General features: G+C 67.7%; 14 protein-coding genes and 1 riboswitch. Of the genes, 4 read left to right on the forward strand and 10 right to left on the reverse strand.

What is annotated here, in order from left to right; all coding sequences use genetic code 11:
• From OG876_RS37515 to OG876_RS37525, 3 genes are read right to left on the reverse strand one after another with little or no spacing between them, the layout of a single operon-like run.
• Positions 1-546 (reverse strand): GNAT family N-acetyltransferase, encoded by a 546-nt coding sequence (locus OG876_RS37515; RefSeq protein WP_328521463.1) that lies wholly within the window; start codon positions 544-546, stop codon positions 1-3.
• Complete coding sequence (locus tag OG876_RS37520; protein ID WP_328521464.1) at positions 543-2,162, reverse strand: IucA/IucC family protein; 1,620 nt, start codon at positions 2,160-2,162, stop codon at positions 543-545. The genes OG876_RS37515 and OG876_RS37520 overlap by 4 nt, the downstream gene beginning before the upstream one ends.
• Positions 2,159-3,682 carry a pyridoxal phosphate-dependent decarboxylase family protein gene (locus OG876_RS37525; protein ID WP_328521465.1) on the reverse strand — a complete coding sequence of 508 codons (1,524 nt, stop codon included), beginning with the start codon at positions 3,680-3,682 and terminating at the stop codon, positions 2,159-2,161. Before OG876_RS37525 ends, OG876_RS37520 begins: the two co-directional genes overlap by 4 nt.
• A 177-nt stretch (positions 3,683-3,859) precedes the next feature.
• Here OG876_RS37525 and OG876_RS37530 point away from each other — a divergent pair, with 177 nt between their 5' ends.
• Positions 3,860-4,627 (forward strand): hypothetical protein, encoded by a 768-nt coding sequence (locus tag OG876_RS37530; RefSeq protein ID WP_328521466.1) that lies wholly within the window; start codon positions 3,860-3,862, stop codon positions 4,625-4,627.
• On the opposite strand, the gene OG876_RS37535 is transcribed toward OG876_RS37530, so the two are convergent.
• From OG876_RS37535 to OG876_RS37545, 3 genes are all read right to left on the reverse strand, one after another.
• A complete protein-coding gene (locus OG876_RS37535) occupies positions 4,601-5,923 on the reverse strand; it encodes a serine hydrolase domain-containing protein (protein WP_328521467.1) in 1,323 nt (440 codons plus the stop codon). The two genes, OG876_RS37530 and OG876_RS37535, sit on opposite strands and share 27 nt — an antisense overlap.
• 129 nt (positions 5,924-6,052) lie before the next feature.
• On the reverse strand, positions 6,053-7,015 hold the full coding sequence (locus OG876_RS37540; RefSeq protein ID WP_328521468.1) for an FAD-dependent oxidoreductase: 963 nt from the start codon (positions 7,013-7,015) through the stop codon (positions 6,053-6,055).
• Positions 7,012-8,406, reverse strand: coding sequence for a carph-isopro domain-containing protein (locus OG876_RS37545; protein WP_328521469.1), 1,395 nt, complete (start codon positions 8,404-8,406; stop codon positions 7,012-7,014). The genes OG876_RS37540 and OG876_RS37545 overlap by 4 nt, the downstream gene beginning before the upstream one ends.
• Before the next feature lie 122 nt (positions 8,407-8,528).
• Between OG876_RS37545 and OG876_RS37550 the strand changes: the two genes are divergently transcribed.
• The 3 genes from OG876_RS37550 to OG876_RS37560 all read left to right on the forward strand — a co-directional run bounded on the left by OG876_RS37550 (position 8,529) and on the right by OG876_RS37560 (position 10,169).
• Entirely contained in the window at positions 8,529-8,996 is a 468-nt protein-coding gene (locus OG876_RS37550; RefSeq protein ID WP_328521470.1) for a hypothetical protein, read from the forward strand.
• Between the two features lie 178 nt (positions 8,997-9,174).
• A complete protein-coding gene (locus OG876_RS37555; protein WP_328521471.1) occupies positions 9,175-9,726 on the forward strand; it encodes a hypothetical protein in 552 nt (183 codons plus the stop codon).
• A gap of 20 nt (positions 9,727-9,746) precedes the next feature.
• Complete coding sequence (locus tag OG876_RS37560) at positions 9,747-10,169, forward strand: hypothetical protein (protein WP_328521472.1); 423 nt, start codon at positions 9,747-9,749, stop codon at positions 10,167-10,169.
• Positions 10,170-10,204: 35 nt separating this feature from the next.
• Here OG876_RS37560 and gcvP read toward each other — a convergent pair whose 3' ends face one another.
• From gcvP to OG876_RS37580, 4 genes are all read right to left on the reverse strand, one after another.
• Complete coding sequence (gene gcvP, locus OG876_RS37565) at positions 10,205-13,045, reverse strand: aminomethyl-transferring glycine dehydrogenase (protein WP_328521473.1); 2,841 nt, start codon at positions 13,043-13,045, stop codon at positions 10,205-10,207.
• 82 nt (positions 13,046-13,127) lie between these two features.
• Positions 13,128-13,217, reverse strand: a riboswitch (glycine riboswitch).
• A 15-nt stretch (positions 13,218-13,232) separates the two neighbouring features.
• Positions 13,233-14,126 (reverse strand): dihydrodipicolinate synthase family protein, encoded by an 894-nt coding sequence (locus tag OG876_RS37570; RefSeq protein ID WP_328521474.1) that lies wholly within the window; start codon positions 14,124-14,126, stop codon positions 13,233-13,235.
• A 13-nt stretch (positions 14,127-14,139) separates the two neighbouring features.
• Positions 14,140-14,754, reverse strand: coding sequence for a MerR family transcriptional regulator (locus tag OG876_RS37575; protein WP_328521475.1), 615 nt, complete (start codon positions 14,752-14,754; stop codon positions 14,140-14,142).
• A 188-nt stretch (positions 14,755-14,942) separates the two neighbouring features.
• The gene (locus OG876_RS37580; protein ID WP_328521476.1) at positions 14,943-15,437 is read right to left on the reverse strand and encodes a bifunctional nuclease family protein; all 495 of its coding nucleotides are present in this window, start codon (positions 15,435-15,437) and stop codon (positions 14,943-14,945) included.
• Between the last annotated feature and the right edge of the window lie 7 nt (positions 15,438-15,444).

The raw sequence follows: 15,444 nt of genomic DNA on the forward strand, positions 1-15,444 counted from the left end.
TCATGCCTCCACGGTCCGGGTGCGGACCATCAGTTGTGCTGTCTTCTCGGGCAACTGCAGCTCCCCTTGCTGGACGAAGCCCGCTGCGACGAAAGCGCGGACGGATGGCGTGTTCTCGATGTCCGGCTCGGCCACGACGCGCTGACAGGCCGGATCGGCCCGGAGCAACGCATCGGCGAGCGCACGCAGCAACTGGCGCCCGAGGCCGCGACCGACGCGGGTCACGTCCCCGATGGCCACGTGTACACCCCAGTCGTGCTCCGAAGCGTCGTAATACTCCGCCAACCGGTCGTGCCGGACCCGGTACAGCTCGACGTACCCGAGGTCCTCCGTGTCGACCGCCGCCACACACGGGGCCGAGTGCTCCCCCGCCGCCTGCCGGGTGATCTCCTCCGTCCAGCGCTCCACCGACCAGTCCTGCTGCCACCACCGCTGGATGTGCGGTTGCGCCATCCACACCGCGATCCTGGCGGCGTCCTCGACCCCGGCCGGCCGGAGGTCGAACCCGTTGTCCAGGTGGAGCACCGGCCTGATGTCACACCTCATCGCAGCGGGTTCGGAATGTCGAGGTAGACCGACTGCGCATCGAGCGGAGCGACGACCTCGTCGATGCCGCGCAGCCGGGTCATCATGTTGGCCTTGCACGGCAGGGTCTCCGCCTCGAGCCAGCGCCGGGCCAGCCGATCGCCTCCGGGCCCGGCCGACTTCAGCAGCGGCAGCGCCGGCGTCAGCCGATCGCGCACCACAGCAAGCAGCTCAGCCTCGTCCGCGAGCCCGTCCACCGCCAGACAGCCGACGACAGCCAGCGCCTGGTTGTGCAGCAGGTAGTAGGTCAGTCGATCGTCGACAATCGGATCATCGACCACAGCCAGCGTGGAGTCGCGCAGACCGGTCACAGCCAACAGACCGCGCAGGTACGACGAAGCCAGGTAGTAGCCCTGGTTGTCGCGATAGGCGCCACCCGTGATCCGGCCGGCCTCGTCCAATCGGACCAGGGTGTTCTGCTGATGCGCTTCGAGCCCGATCCCTGTTTCGGCGTACAGATGCAGCATCGGGATCAGCACGTTGTCGATGTACGACGCCACCCAGCCGGCCGGGTCCTCAGCGGCGTACTCGCTCAACCGGCTCACCCGACCAGGCCGCGGCGCGACTAAGCCGGCCAAACATCCATAACTGTTGACGTCTATTGGCACTTCTCGTACAGCAACATCAAGACCAGTCAATGTTGGTCCACCTTCGTCAAGAGCGATCCAGGCCGGGTCGCGGACGATGGTGAAGCGCGGGTGTGCGGTCGCCGTACCGGCGTTGTAGGCCGCGTCCAGCAGCCGGTTGATCTCCAGCCCGCGTCGCAGCTCGGTCGAGGTCGACTCCCGCCGGGAGTTGGTGATGCGCAGGCCGAGTGACAGCTTCAGCATCACTGGCAGGTCCGGGTGGAAGACGGTCCGCAGACTCGACGTCGGATACCACTGCGCACCCTGCGGACCGAGTGCCTTCACCCGGCCGGCCTCGACCAGCGAAGCCACCCGCGCGCGCTCCAGCAACGACGCCGCCTGCCAGGGGTGCGCTGGGATCAGCACCCGACCGGACGACGGAGTGATGCCGGCCAGCGCGCCCATCAACTGCACAGCGTCCAGTCCCTGCAGTGAGGGCGCGTCGGCCACCTGGTCCGACGACACCAGCTCGGCGTCGGCCTCGAACCAGTGCACAGCGAAGCGGCCACCGAGCTCCGGCGAGTACGCCGCCAGCTCGTCACCGCTCAATCCGTCCCGGCTCTTCGGCGCGGGGTGATTCAGATGACCGAGCAGCAACGCCTGCTCGAACTCGAGGAAGCGACCAGGCCCCCGCTCACCGTCGGCCTGGTCCCAGAACAGCTCGACGTTGCGCACCGACTCGGCGGTCCGCGCCGCCAGGTCGTCGATCTCCGCCGGGTCCGCGTCCGCGGACAGCAGCCGCACCAGATCCTCCGGGGCCTGCTCCACACCATCCACGTGTACGTCGGTGAATACGTGCAGGCCTGTCCTGGACGCATGCTCGACCTGCGCCGTCACGGTCGAGTCCCCGACCGGCAACGTCAACGAGCCGATCGCGACGGGAACCCCCGTCTCCCGCGTGTAGCACCGCAGAATCGCGTTGAGGTGGGCAGCAATCGCAGTAGATCTCACGCCGCTCCTTCCCCATCGAGAGTCCGTCTCCGCGCCGCCGCCTCGGTCGGGTCTGCCAGCACGTCGAGGCCGGTGGCAACGACCTGATCGAGCAGGTCCTCGATGTCCGTCGCGGTGGCGTTCGGATTCAGCAGCGTCAGCTTCAACGCGACCACCGCCGGGCGGCCGCGGCCGGTCGGGATCCTGGTCCGGCCGATCAGCACCCGCCCGGACGTCAGCAACCGGCGCCGGACCTCACCCTGGAGAGCATCGGCAGCTGCCTCCGGCCCCTGCCCGGCGACCCGGAACAGCACCGTGGTCAGGGTCACCGGCGCCAGCAGCTCAAGGTTGCTGTCGGCAACGACCCGGGCCGCGGCGGCGTGCGCGAGCTCGTGGCAGGTGTCGAGCATCGTGCCCAGCCCGGCCCGCCCGTATGCCGTCAGCGTGGTGGCGACCTTGACCGCATCCGGACGGCGCGTGGTCTGCAGGCTGCGGCCGAGCAGGCCGTCCAGCCCGGAGTCGATATCGTCGGCCGGGTTCAGATAGTCGACCGAGCGGCCGAGCGCGGAGAAGCGATTCCGGTCGGCCACCAGCAGCACGCTGGTCGCAGCCGGCTGCCAGCCGATCTTGTGCAGGTCGAGCGTGACCGAGTCAGCCTGCGACAGATCGGCCAGCAACGGCGCGAGCCGCTCGGAGAACAGCGCGCCGAACCCGTACGCCGCGTCCACATGCACCCAGGCGCCGTACCGCCGGGCCAGTTCCGCGATCGGCGCGATCGGGTCCACCGAGCCGAAGTCCGTCGTACCGGCAGTCGCGATCACCGCGATCGGCGTCCGGCCCGGCTTGGCCAACTCGTCCGCGAGTACGTCGGTGCGCATCCGGAAGTCCTCGTCGGAGGCGATCGTGATCGCGGCCTCCTCCCCGAGCCCGAGCGCGGCACAAGCCCGCTGGACCGAGAAGTGGGCGAGCTCGGAGCAGAACACGACCGGGCGATCCAGTCCCCGCAGGCCGTTCCGCCGTACGTCGACACCAATCGCAGCGGCAGCGTTGTCACGGGCGATCAGTACGGCGAGCAGGTTGGAGATCGACCCGCCGGGCGTCAGTACGCCGTCCGCTTCCGGACCGAACCCGGCCAGGCCGGCGAGTGCCTTCACCACCCACTGCTCGATCGCGAGTGTCGCGGGACCGGAGTCATAGGTGTCCATCGAGGCGTTGCTCGCCGACGCCAGCGCGTCCGCGTCGACCGCGACCTGCAGCACCGGCGGCTGCAGGTGCGCCGCCGCGTGCGGGTGGCTCAGGTCGATCCCGTTCTCCTCGAGCAGTCCGGCGATCAGGTCGAGCGCCGCGGACTCACCGACGCCGGTCGACGGGACCCGCGGCTCGCCGAGGACTTCCGCCGTACGCCGCAGCACCTCGGCCGGCGAGCCGTGCGGCAACGGCCCCCGGTCGCGATCGGACACCGTCGAAGCGAGCGGCCACGCGGAGGCGAACGGGTTGCGCACAGGCGAGGGCAACGCGGTCAGACGCGCAGGATGCGGCACCAGATCTCCCGGGAAGTTGTCGAGTAAGGCAACCCTTACTAAGGCAGGCCTAACTTTTGTCCCGAGTCACTCATCGTGTCAACTCGGCCACCCGCGGAGTGGCGAGCCTCTCACCCGTTCAGGCCTGGTTCAGCCCGCCCGACGCAGGCTGAGCCGTGGACGAAAGGAGCACAGCTCATGATCGGCTGGACGAAACCCGGGGTCCTGCTCGCAGTCACCGCTCTGCTTGCCGGTGCCACTCCCATCCCAAGCTCCGCGCACGTGGAGCACCACCACCCGTCGGCGTGCGTGCTACCGGTGTTCGGACCGGGCAGCCGGTATCACCCCAAGATCGACCCCGACGACTTCTCCCCGAACGTGACCAACCCGTGGTTCCCGCTCAAACCCGGGCGCACGCTGGTCTCCACCGGCGTGAAGGACGGCGAGAAGGCTCTCGACCTGTTCGCCGCGACGTCCCGGACCAGAGTGATCGCGGGAGTCCGGACCCGCGTCGTCGAGGATCGCCTCTACCTGAACAACGTCCTCGAGGAGCGCACCAGCGACTACTACGCGCAGGACCGCTGCGGCAACGTCTGGTACTTCGGCGAGGACACCGCCGAGCTGGACAGCCACGGCCGCGTCGTCAGCCGTGAAGGTAGCTTCCACGCGGGCGTCGACGGCGCACAGCCCGGCGTCTTCATGCAGGCCCACCCCCAACTCGGCCGCAAGTTCCGCCAGGAGTGGTACGCCGGCCACGCCGAAGACGTCTTCTGGCTCATCGCCCGCAACACCACGGTGACCGTCCCCCGCGGCACCTTCCACCACGCCCTCCGCACCGCGGAGACAACCGCCCTCGAACCAGACGTCCTCGACAACAGGTACTACGTCAAAGACATCGGCCAGGTCGCCGAGCTCTCCGTCCGAGGCCCGACAGAACAACTACGCCTGGTGGAGATCATCTCCTAGGCCGTACGGCGTCCTCGTGAGGACGAAAGTGGCGACGTCGAGGTGAGTGATGCGGTTGCCTTCGCGGATGACGTGGAGTTTCTCGCCGGCCAGGTAGCCGTCGCGGCCCTGGTAGAGGTCGGGGCCCAGTGGGGAGAAACGGGTGGTGAGACCGCCGGAGAGTTGGAGGATGCCGGCGGAGACGGACATGGTGACTGGCGTGTTGCCCCAGTACCAGTGGCCGAGGAGGTCCGAGCCCTGGGCGAGTGGGGGCTCGGGCAGCCACTCCAGCGGGAGGCTGGGCTCATAGGCGACCACGGTCTCGATCAAGTCGGTTGGGAGCGAGGCGACGCGACCGTACGTCGCGTTCCCGAGGGTGACGGCGCCGACGCGGCGGACGCGGTCGACGAACAGGCCGGCCAAGAAGCCGGGCATCGAGCCGGTGTGGCCGACCAGCAGGTGCGGGTTGTCGGCGATCAGGCGCAGGCCCAGGCCGTACGACGCGGTCAGTCCTTCTCGTGGATCCGCGGCCACCGGTGCCGCCATCTCGTCGACCGTGTCCCGGTTCAGCACCTCGTAGAGCGGATCGATCCAGAAGTTCGCGTACTTCGCCAGATCCTCGATCGTGCTCCACAACTGCCCGGCCGGCGCCATCGCACCCGCGTCGTACGCCGGCTCGTCCATCAACTGACCGCTGAACGGGTGCACCGAGAACCCTTGCGCGGACGAGCCCGTCGGGAAGTACGTCGTACGACGCATCTCCAGCGGATCGAGGATGCGCTCCTGCACGAGGTCGAACCAGGAAGCGCTCCGCAGCCGGGCGACGATCTCGCCGAGGAGTCCGTAGCCGAGGTTCGAGTAGTGGTGCCGGCGGTCGGCCGGCCCGACCGCCTGGGACTCGTCCATCGCCGCGGTCAACTGGTCGAACGTGACGCCCGGGTTCCGCTCCCACCACGGCCCGTCGGGCTCGGCGTTCATCCCGCCGCTGTGCGCGAGCAGCTGCCGGATCGTCCGATCTCCGAACGCGATCCCCGGCAGATGCTTGCCCACGGCATCGTTCAGTGAGAGCAGCCCGTCGTCCCGGCACTGCATCACCAGCACAGCCGTCAGCGTCTTCGTGATCGAGCCGATCCGGTACTGCACATCCGGCCCCGGCACACCACCGTCCGCGGTGGCGAACTGCCCCCGCGACCCGGTCCACACCAGCGAACCATCCCGGACCACCCCGGCATTGACCGAAGGCAACTTCCATTCGCTCTGCGCTGTCGCGATCTGGGCGTACAGAGCAGCGGCAGTGTCGGGACGAACGCAACTCACTCAGAGGCCTCCAGGGCGAGCACGGGCAGATCAGCAGGGGATAGCAGCCTGCGAGTCGATGAACGCGTCCTCGCGAACAGGTTCATCGACCACCCCGTCATCCTAGACGCAACCCACTTTCGTCGGACGTCAGAAGCCTGCGGCGGAGACAAAGGAGACGACCTCCTCCGCGCATCCCCAGCCGAGACTGACGCCGGCGCCGCTGTGCCCATAGTTGTGGATGACCAGGCGTCCGAGCGCTGATCGCTCGGCCTCGACGCGGATCGCAGGTCTGGTCGGGCGTAGGCCGACTCGGTGCTCGATGACGGTGGCGTTGGCAAGGCGGGGTTCGAGCCTCACACACCTGGCAACGATGGCGGCTGCGATCGCGTCGTCACGCGCACGGTCCCATACCTCAGGCTCGGCGGTTCCACCGAGGATCACGTGGTCGCCGTGCGGGTAGATCGCGAGCAGGTCCACTGGATCTTCGGTGTCGGCTTCGAGGAACTCCGTCAGACCGGGGTTCGTGGTCACGACGTGGTAGCCGCGAACCGGAAAGAGAGCCGTGTCCGGAACGAGCTGTCTGGCGCCGATGCCCGAACAGTTCACAATCACCGCCCGCGGGTCCGTACTTGCCTGATCCAGCGACGTCAGCCGCTGAATGGTCAGCGTCCCTCCCGCAGCTCGCAGCCTGGTCAGCAGATAGTCGAGGTGAACTGGCATGTCAGCCAGCGGCGCACTGTACCGGAAGCCCTGGCTGTAGCCCTGTGGAATCTCCTCCGCCGTGCAAGGCGTCCGGTCAGGCAGCAGGTCTGCCCAGTCCGGCGGGTCGTAGCTCATCCGGGACACCTCGACGCCCGTTGCCACCCGAACGCCCGAACTCGGGTGATCCGCGAGCTCGCCCAGAACCCTCAGAGTGTGTGCGGCCCACGGAAGGACTCGCTCGCGCGGCTCCACCAGCCACGGACCCCAGAGTGCACCGGCCACGGCCGAAGTCGTCGCCTGCGGCGGCTCGGCCGCCACCACATCCACCCGATGACCTACCTCAGCGAGCCGCACAGCGCTGGTCAGCCCGATCACACCCGCCCCGACAACAACAACACGCTGCCTCACGACGCCGACGTCCTACCAAGGCAAGCCTCAAGCGACGGCAGGAAGTCCCTTACGTGCTCGTTACGCCTCGCCCGCCGCAGCCGAGCCGCGAGCCTACTGAGCACGTCGAGACTTCGAGCGGAACGCACTGTCGCCGTTCGCGCGACGGCTGTCCGTCCAAGAGCGCAGGCCTCCTCCAGATTGCCCCGGCCTGCGGCCGCAGTCGCAAGCCACGCACCTTCGAAGAGTGCACGACGTTGCGCCTCAGCAGTGAGTGGTGTGTCGTAGGCACCTTTGCGGAGGAGCTTCTCGCCCTCGCGCAGCATCGAACGGCCGACCGATGCATCGCCGTTTTCGGATGCGAGTATGCCGACGTGCGTCAGCGCGTAGCCGGCCTGCGTGTCGAGATGGCTTGGCGTCAGGTAGTACATCCAGGCTGGATCCTCAGAACGATCACTGTCAGCCAGAACATCCACAGCGCTCTTGTGTGCCTGCTCGAAGGCGGAGATGTCGCCTGCGATCGCGTATCCGTAAGCGAGGCGCGTCTGGACTGATGCTCGAACGCTCGCCGGGGCGCGCCGAGCGATCTTGGCTGCAGATTCGCCCAGAGCCACCGCGTCTGACGGCTGCTCCCGGGTAGCCGCTTGGAAAGCAAGATCCGCCACGATGTGAGCGGCCATCGTCTTGTACCCGCACCCGTGGGCAGCCCGCAGGGCGGTGAAGAGGTAGCGCTGTGCCGGGCCGTGGAGACCTGCGTCGAAGGCCATCCAACCGGCCAGTTGGCCGATCTCGGCGAGTGCCGAAAGTAGGCGAATCTCGATCGGACGTGGTTGTCCCCCTTGGCGTACCAACAACGCGACCGAGCGAAACTGTGCGCCTACATACTCGAGATGACCACCACCTCCACTGGCATCGTCCAACCTTTGGAGCAAGGGAATTGTCTGCTCGATCTGCTCGATCAGAGGGCTGTCTGTGGCGACGCGCGCGAACTCGCGTGCAGCCTTCCCGCCCGCCAAGTAGTCGCCGGGGATCGATGTAAGGCTCACACCGGAGATCGCCAGGAATCGTCGCCTGTCCAACAGCCCCGCGACCACCCAGTCGTCGAGAGCGCTGAGTGTGCCGGCTCGAGTCCAGGGCTGGCGTAGAGCTGCGTCAGCAGGGACGACGAGCGGCGAGTCCACCGCGCGCCCCTGCCAGAGCTCGCCGACCGTGATCAGTCGCCCGAGTTCACGGGACAGGAGATGGGCCGCCAGCGCGGGTAGTGGTGGTCGAGGCACGCCGTCCGAGTCTCGCCAGTGGTACGGCGCTGTCTCCGCGACCGTGCCCGCACCGAAGTCCCGGTTGAGACGGCGCGCCAACGTACGAGGTGACCAGCCCAGCTCCCGCAGAAGCTCGTCCAGAACCTCGTTCACAAGCGAAGCGTCTCCTCGACGTCGTGTCACCTTGCACGAATTCTTGCAGAAGTTGACAGTTTTGACGCGATTAGTACCTCCCCGTAACCAGCAACTTGGCTGAGTCTGGGCGGAGTGGGCCGGTGAGCCGTCTCGGGAGGACAAAGCATGGCGACAGAGCGGCTACTTCTGCCGCGCATCACGGCAGGTTCGACGATGGCGATGCTGAAACCGCTTGTTGCGAGATGCCGGGCACAGGAATGAGCGATGGCAGGGAAGCCGATCAGCTCCAAGGCAGGGTTGCACTCGGATTCATATCGATGCTCTTCGTGAGAAGCACCGGTGAGCTTTTGGCCACGCATCGGAGGCTGGTCGCTTGCGCCACCGAGCGCGGGTATCGGCTCGAGACGGTGTATGTGCAGAGGCTCGGGCCTCCGGATGCCGTCTTCGACCTCCTCGGTTCGCTACTGGAGTCGGATGGCCTGCCACTCGTCGTACCGACCTTGCATCACTTGGCAGTTCTCGGCAATCCCCTGGACATCCGCGACCACCTCCACTGCAGCGACCATCAAGTGCTGATCGCCACCGAGCCGGCAGAGCGAACGTGCTGAGAGGGGCACTTCCTCGCAAGTCCCCGGCGCTCCGCGTCCGTTCCGCCGTTCCACCGGGATCGGCCATTCGCAGTTTCGCCAACCGGATGGCCGATCCCACCCGAGGCGGCCCTCACTCGGTGCCCTGCACGCCGAGCGGGGGCAGCCGCCGCCCAAGAACCAGATCGGAGACAGGACGATGCCCGCTGTCGAGGAACTCAAGGAGAAACCGCGTCAACTCGCCACTATGGTCACCCGCATCGCAAGATGCTCTGCCAACCACCACGAAAACTTCGTGAGGAAGCTCATGCGGGCCGGGAGGCCGGCGCACGCACTGGCGCTTGTCGCGATGGTTGGACCGACGGTCAAAGCATGCGCCGCGGACGTGCCCCCGCCTGGCTCGGGCTCGACAACAATCCACTCCTGCTCGCCGAACTACACCGACGAGAACAAGCTAGGACGACTGTCGATCCAGCAGAAGGGTCCTGGAACATCGATTCAATGGGGTACATACCCGAACCTGCCCGCCGAGCGGTACGTCGTGAGCATCTATGTCGGCTCGAAGAAGGTCGACGGCAAGAAGCAGAGCTACCCGCCACACGGATCGCTTCCGGCGAGAACGTGGGACAGATCGAAGAACCGGTATCTGCGGACGTACAAGCCGGGACAGATCTTCAAGATCACTGGCACGTCGTACGACACCAAAGGCGCAGTCGTGCAGAAGTTTTTCATCAAGTGCAAACTAGTGTGATCAACGACCTGGGAGCTGTCATGGACACCTGGACCGAGAGCGAAACGGGGGCGGCGCAGGCCTTCGTCGCTGATCGGCTGAACGCGGACTTTGCCGGGACCGGACTGCAGAGCGTCGAGTTCCGGGGTGACCCTGCTTGGACCGGAACGCCTGGTGACGATTCCATCTTGATCGCCGGCGGACACGAGTTCCCGCTCGACGTCGGGCGCCGTGGCGTGGAGCAAGCTTGTGCCTTCGCCGCGTTCCAGCTACAGGACGACGCCATGGGTGAGCTGAACCGTCCCTGGCCGGAGTTGGTCAACTCGGCCGGCGAGTCCCTCGGTGTCCTCACAGCTCCGGCGGAGGTACACGGCGTCGCGGTCTGGGAATTGTCCGGTCAATCGTTCTGCGCCGTTGGACACCTTCGTCGGGCGGTCGAAGCTGCGGGGCTGCGGATCAGGTAGCCGGGTAGGAGCTGGATCCGCAGCCCGCGCTGCGTCTACTCAAACGCCTCCGGGGGTGGGCAGGAGCAGATGAGGTTGCGGTCGCCGTAGGCGCCGTCGATGCGGCGGACGGGGGGCCAGTACTTCGAGGCGCGGTCGACGGAGCGGGGGAACGCGGCCTCCTCGCGAGTGTAGGCGTGTTCCCACTTGTCGTTGATCACCGACTCGGCGGTGTGCGGCGCGTTCACCAGCGGGTTGTCGCCGGCCGGCCACTCCCCTGCGGCGACCCGGTCGATCTCGTGCCGGATCGCGATCATCGCGTCGCAGAAGCGGTCCAGCTCGCCGAGGTCCTCGGACTCGGTCGGCTCGACCATCAGCGTGCCCGCGACCGGGAACGACATCGTCGGCGCGTGGAAGCCGTAGTCGATCAGCCGCTTCGCGACGTCGTCGACGCTGATCCCGGTCTCCTTGGTCATCGGCCGCAGGTCCAGGATGCACTCGTGCGCGACCAGGCCGTTCTCGCCGGTGTAGAGCACCGGGAAGACACCCTCGAGCCGCTTCGCCACGTAGTTCGCAGTCAGTACGGCGGCCTTCGTGGCAGCCGTCAGACCCTCGGCGCCCATCATCCGGATGTACGCCCACGAGATCGCAAGCACACCCGCCGAACCGAACGGCGCCGCGCTGATCGGGCCGACCCCGGACTCCGGACCGGCCTGGTCCAACAGCGGGTGGTTCGGCAGGTACGGCGCCAGGTGCGCGGCGACCGCCACCGGGCCGACACCCGGACCACCTCCGCCGTGCGGGATGCAGAACGTCTTGTGCAGGTTCAAGTGGCTGACGTCGCCGCCGAACTCACCGGGCTTGGCGAGACCGAGCAACGCGTTCAGGTTCGCGCCGTCGACGTACACCTGACCACCGTGTTCGTGGACGATCGAGCAGACCTCGCGCACGCTCTCCTCGTACACCCCGTGCGTGGACGGGTAGGTGATCATGATCGCCGCCAGCTTCGCCGCGTGCTCAGAAGCCTTCGCCCGCAGGTCGTCCAGGTCGATCGTGCCGTCGTCGTTGCCCTTGACAACGACCACCTTCATGCCGGCCATCACCGCGGAGGCGGCGTTGGTGCCGTGGGCGCTGGCCGGGATCAGGCAGACCGTGCGATCGAGATCGCCCCGCCCGTGGTGGTAGCCGCGGATCGCGAGCAGCCCCGCCAGCTCACCCTGCGAGCCCGCGTTCGGCTGGATCGAGACCTTCGCGTACCCGGTCACCTCGGCCAGCCAGCGCTCCAGCTGACCGATCAGTACCGCGTACCCGGCCGCGTCCTCGATCGGCGCGAACGGGTGCAGGTCGGCGAACTCCGGCCAGGTGACCGGCTCCATCTCGGTGGTCGCGTTCAGCTTCATCGTGCAGGACCCGAGCGGGATCATCCCGCGGTCCAGCGCGTAGTCCTTGTCGGACAGCTTGCGCAGGTACCGCAGCATGGCGGTCTCGGACTGGTGCGTGTTGAACACCGGGTGCGTCAGGTAGTCCGTGGTCCGCGGCACGGCAACCACGGCCGCGTCCAGCGAACCGTCGTACCGCACGCCGAAGGACTGGCAGACCCGGGTCAGGGTAGCGACGTCGGTCTTCTCGTCGCAGGAGATGCCGACGTGGTCCGCGTCGACCAGCCGGAGCCAGATGCCGTTCTGCCGGGCGGCGTCGACCACATCCGCGGCCTGACCGGGGACCCGGGCGAGCACGGTGTCGAAGAAGTCGTCGTGCACGACCTCCACACCACCCGCACGCAACGACGCGGCCATCCGACCGGCGTAGTCGTGAACGCGCTCCGCGATCGCCTTCAGACCGTCCGGCCCGTGGTAGACGGCGTACATCGACGCGACCACGGCCAGCAGGACCTGCGCCGTACAGATGTTGGAGGTCGCCTTCTCGCGGCGGATGTGCTGCTCGCGGGTCTGCAACGCCAGCCGGTACGCCGGGGCGCCGTCAGAGTCGACGGAGACACCGACGAGACGACCGGGCAACGACCGCTCGAGGCCGGACCGGACGGACATGAAGCCCGCGTGCGGACCGCCGTAGAACAGTGGTACACCGAAGCGCTGCGAGGATCCGATCACGATGTCGGCGCCGGCCTCACCCGGTGCCTCGAGCAACGTCAGCGCAAGCAGGTCGGAGGCGACCGCGACCAGCGTGTCACGCTCGTGCGCGGCAGCGATCAGCGGCTTCAGGTCGCGGACGACACCGCCGGAGCCCGGGTACTGCACGAGGAAGCCGAAGAAGTCACCGTCCGGCAGACCGTCGGTGGTGTCGGCGACCACTACCTCGATGCCGAGCGCCTCGGCCCGGGTCCGCACCACGGCGATGGTCTGGGCGAAGCAGTCGGCGTCGACCAGGAAACGATCGGACTTGCTCTTCTTGTTCGACCGGTGAGCCAGCGTCATCGCCTCGGCGGCGGCGGTGCCCTCGTCCAGCAGCGACGCGTTCGCGGTCGGCAGACCGGTCAGGTCGGACACGACGGTCTGGAAGTTCAGCAGCGCCTCGAGCCGGCCCTGGGAGATCTCCGGCTGGTACGGCGTGTAGGCCGTGTACCACGCGGGGTTCTCGACCAGACGCCGGACGATGACCGACGGCGTGAAGGTGCCGTAGTACCCCTGGCCGATCATCGAGGTGGCGACGGTGTTGCGGGCCGCCAGCTGGCGGAGCTCGGTCAGCGCGTCGACCTCGGAGGCCGGCTCGGGCAGCCGGAGCGCCTCGGCGGACCGGATCGACGCCGGCACCGCGGCATCCACCAGCGCGTCGACGTCGTCGTACCCGAGGAGTTGGACCATGCGGGCGATCTCGTCCGGACGCGGCCCGATGTGCCGGTCGGCGAACGTCGCCGAGAGCTGGGGTGAGTTGTTCATCTAGAGGCTCCGTTGCTGACAGTGCTTCCGGTCGCCTCCCCCTCTGTCACGCCCAGCTCACGCAGGGGCGCTCCAGAGTCGCCTGTGGCACTCGGTCCATGGGCCTGAGAGGTTCCGGGGAGGAATTGCCCCTTCGGCGCCCGGTTGCACGGGTCTCTCCCGAGTGCTGTGTACGGCTGAACCGAGGCTACCAGGAATCCTCGAACAGTTCGGGCAGGAGCCGTCGTGCGGCCGGCCGGGCCGCCTCCACATCAGCCTGTGTCGCCGAGGTCATCGGCCACCGGACCCGAGTGCCGACGTCCGCCCAGTTCCCCACCGCGGCCAGGAACTTGTCCAGCGCGGGGTTGGACAATCCAGCCTTCTGCAGCGGTACGACGTGCTGCCCGAAGAACTCCGCGATCCGGCGCTCGACGTCCAGATCCCGGGCACGCCTGACGGATCCGTTCGGTGACAACGCCGCCACATTCGAGTAGCTGCCATGCGCACCGAGTAGCGACATGCTCGCGAGGAAGTGACCCGGCACGAAGATCGACAACCCGGACTTGGTTGCCTCGTCGAACCACGCCTTGTCACCACCGGCGGTCTTCAATCCGATCAGACTCGGCACGGCGTCGGCCAGCGTGCTCAACAGATGCGGACCGACCGGCGTCTTGGCATGCGGTGGGTTGTAGAGCACCAGGGGCACCTCACCGGCGGTCTCCGCGACACGGCCGAGGAAGGCGAGCACCTCACCATCGTTCAGCGGCAGCCAGTCGGGCAGGATGACCTGGATCGCACCCGGCTCGCGGGCGGCCGCACGTCGTACGCGGTCGAGCTGCACCTGGGCCGACGGGTGACTGGCTCCGATCTGGAACGGCTTGCCGGCTCCCGCGAGCACCTCGTTGATCTGGTCGAACTCCGCCTCGGTCAGGGTCTGGAACTCCCCCGCCGTTCCGTGCGCGTAGAGGCCGTCGAGCTCGGTGGTCGCCAGGGTCGCGGCCTGGGTCTCGAGGCGGCCGACGTCGATCGAGTCGTCCGCGTTCAGCGGCAACAACAACGTCGCCCACACACCGCGCAGCGAATCAGCGGTGAGTGGGCGCACGGGATGAATCAGGTCAGCCAGTCATCCGAGCCCGGCGGCGGGCCGCGAGCTCGTCGTTGGCGTGGCTGTCGCCGTCGTCGTGACCGTCGGCACGCTCGGTCGGCAGCTCGGACAGCGAACCCTCGACCTCGCGCCAGACACCACCGAGGGCGATACCGAAGACGCCCTGACCGCCGGCGAGCAGATCGATCACCTCGTCCGGCGAGGTGCACATGTAGACCGAGGCGCCGTCACTCATCAGCGTGATCTGGGTCAGGTCGTCGATGCCGCGCTTGCTCAGGTGGGCGATCGCGGTCCGGATCTGCTGCAGTGAGATGCCGGCGTCGAGCAGCCGCTTGATCACCTTCAGCAACAGGACGTCACGGAAGCCGTAGAGGCGTTGGGTGCCGGAGCCGGTCGCCGGGCGCACGGACGGGGAGACCAGGCCGGTGCGGGCCCAGTAGTCGAGCTGACGGTAGGTGATCCCGGCCGCGGCGCACGCCGTCGGACCGCGGAACCCGACATCCTCCGGCATCGGCCGCAGGTCGTCGTCGAAGAGCAGACCCTGGACGCCCGCGGCAGCGGCCGCCTCGGCGTGTGCGTCGGACGTCGACTGCGCCGTCAGATCCGTGTCGCCGGTGCGTGTCACGCCTGAGCCTCCCTGGGTACCGACTGGAACGGGTCACATCCGTGGAGTGACAACACCCCACGACTCCTTCAAGGTAAGCCGCCGACCAGGGAGGGTCAACGACAACCGCACCGAGCCGGGAGCGTGTCGCGGCCGTCGTACGAATCGTTACCTATCTGGTCTTGCACCACTCCGGTGAACTGAACTGGTCAGCTCTTGTCGAAATCCTCGGGTGTCACCTGGTCGAGGAACTCGCGGAAGCGCTCGACCTCCTCTTCCTCCACCACCTCTTCGGCGTCGTCGGTCTCACTCTCCGGAACCGGGATGCCGGCCTCGGCCAGGATCTCCTCGGTGCAGAACACCGGGGTCCCGGTGCGCAGCGCCAGCGCGATCGAGTCCGACGGTCGCGCCGAGATCTCGGTCTTGTCGTCGAACACCAGGATCGCCTCGAAGATGCCGTCGGTCAGGTTCACGATCCGGACCTGGCTGAGGGTGTGCCCGAGCACCCGGATGGTCTCCGCGAACAGGTCGTGCGTCAGCGGCCGCGGCGGCTCCATCCCCTGCTGGGCGAAAGCGATCGCACTCGCCTCGGCCGCGCCGATCCAGATCGGCAGATACCGCTCCCCGCCAACCTCTCGTAGCAGCACGATCGGCTGACTCGAGGGCATCTCCACCCGGACTCCGACCACGTCGACTTCGCGCACCCCTTCA

It is taken from the genome of Kribbella sp. NBC_00359, assembly GCF_036097425.1.
In the GTDB taxonomy this organism is placed as follows: Bacteria; Actinomycetota; Actinomycetes; order Propionibacteriales; family Kribbellaceae; genus Kribbella.

Bases quoted from the DNA above. Each gene is read 5' to 3' on its own strand.
- gcvP (WP_328521473.1), bottom strand. From the start codon at position 13,045: ATGAACAACTCACCCCAGCTCTCGGCGACGTTCGCCGACCGGCACATC.
- OG876_RS37530 (WP_328521466.1), top strand. From the start codon at position 3,860: ATGATCGGCTGGACGAAACCCGGGGTCCTGCTCGCAGTCACCGCTCTG.
- OG876_RS37555 (WP_328521471.1), top strand. From the start codon at position 9,175: ATGCCCGCTGTCGAGGAACTCAAGGAGAAACCGCGTCAACTCGCCACT.
- OG876_RS37560 (WP_328521472.1), top strand. From the start codon at position 9,747: ATGGACACCTGGACCGAGAGCGAAACGGGGGCGGCGCAGGCCTTCGTC.
- OG876_RS37515 (WP_328521463.1), bottom strand. From the start codon at position 546: ATGAGGTGTGACATCAGGCCGGTGCTCCACCTGGACAACGGGTTCGAC.